The organism is Streptomyces sp. SID5785 (assembly GCF_009870065.1).
Lineage (GTDB): Bacteria > Actinomycetota > Actinomycetes > Streptomycetales > Streptomycetaceae > Streptomyces.
Genome location: NZ_WWIA01000943.1, coordinates 1 through 1,564, shown reverse-complemented (window position 1 = coordinate 1,564; position 1,564 = coordinate 1). Strand labels below are relative to the sequence as shown.

The following is a 1,564-nucleotide window of genomic DNA, read 5'->3' as shown; positions in this document are numbered from 1 at the left end:
GGTGCCGGGCGCGACGGTGTCGGCGTCCGCGGCGACGACGCTGTACGTGCCGGAGGACGGCGGGTCCGCGCTCGTCGCCACCGCCGCCCGCGCCGTCGAGCCGGGGGCGCTCGCCCGCACCGCCCGGCCGCCGGTCGCGGCCGGCCGGCTCGCCGGACTCGACGACCGCTCGGTCGTCGTCACCGAGGAGTGGCAGCGCCACCGGGTCGGGCAGCAGGTCACCCTCCGGCGCGGCGACGGCACCCGGGTCACCCTGCGCATCGCCGCGGTCCTGCGCACCGGCACCGGGGACAACGACGCGTACGTCACCCCGCGCAACGGCGCAGGCGCCCCCGTGGACCGGGCCGACGTCACGGTCGCGCCCGGCGCCTCGCGGGCGGCCGTCGCGGCCGGGCTGCGGGCCGCCGTGGACGGCTCCGGCGCACGGGTCGAGACGCGCGAGCGGTGGCTGGCGGCGACGGCGCCCGGCACCAGCCGCACCACCCGCCTCGGCCTGTTCCTCGTCCTCGGCATCGCGCTGCTCTACACCGGCCTCTCGATCGCGAGCACGACGGTGACCGCCACCGCCGACCGGGTCCGCGACCTCGCGGTCCTGCGCCTCGCGGGCGCGACCCGCGCGCAGGTGCTGCGCGTCGTCGCGTGGGAGGCGCTCGCGGTCGCCGTCGCGGGCGGTCTGCTCGGGCTGCTGGTCACCGGCGCGAACCTGCTGGGCATGGGCCTCGCCCTGGCCCGGCTCGGCGTCCCGGCCCCACCGGCCGTCCCCTGGGCCGCGCTCACGCTCACTCTCGCCGCCTGCGCCGCGGTCGCCGTCGGGTCGGCGGTCGTCGCGGCGCGCTGCGGCCCGGCACTGCGGGGCGGTGCGCACGGGTGGCGCGCGCACATGTCTTGACGTGCGCCGGGGGCGCGGCCGTACCGTCCGGTGATGGATTCCCTGGACGCGCTGCTCACCGCTCCGGGCGCCCCCTTCGCCGTCGAGCGCGGCGCGGACGGACGTCTCGCGTACGCCGAAGGACCGCGCACCCTGCGGGAGTTCGCCGAGACGACCTGGGCGTACGGCGACACCCCGTTCCTGATCACGCAGGACGGGCGGCTGACGTACGGCGAGTTCTTCGCCGCCGCGTCGGCGCTCGCCCGCCGCTTCCTCGACCCGGTCGACGGCTACGGTCTGCGGCCGGGCGACCGGGCCGTCGTCGCGCTGCGCAACCACCCGGAGTGGCAGATCGCCTTCTGGGCCGCGCAGTTGGCCGGTCTCGTCGCCGTCCCACTGAACACGTGGTGGACGGCGGACGAGTGCGCGTACGCCCTCGACGACTGCCGCCCGGGCGTCCTCGTCGTCGACGGCGAGGGCTACGAGCGGATCGCGCCGTGGCTCGCCGCGGCGCGCGAGCGGCCGTGGACGCTCGTCTGCCACGAGGAGGGGCGCCCGGTCGCGGGGGAGCGGGTCGAGCGGTACGCGGACCTGCCGCCCGGTGACCCGCACCTCGGGCCCCCGGACATCGAGGTCCACCCGGAGCAGGACGCGACGATCCTCTACACCTCCGGCACCACCGGCCGCCCCAAGGGC

At 78.2% G+C, this 1,564-nt stretch carries 2 protein-coding genes; both read left to right on the top strand.

Annotation, left to right across the window (positions count from 1 at the left end):
• The coding region (locus GTW43_RS30850; protein WP_161305281.1) for an FtsX-like permease family protein at positions 1-889 on the top strand (889 nt) is incomplete at its 5' end.
• Between the two features lie 33 nt (positions 890-922).
• Positions 923-1,564 (top strand): class I adenylate-forming enzyme family protein (locus GTW43_RS30845; RefSeq protein ID WP_161305280.1); only part of this gene is annotated, 642 nt, incomplete at its 3' end.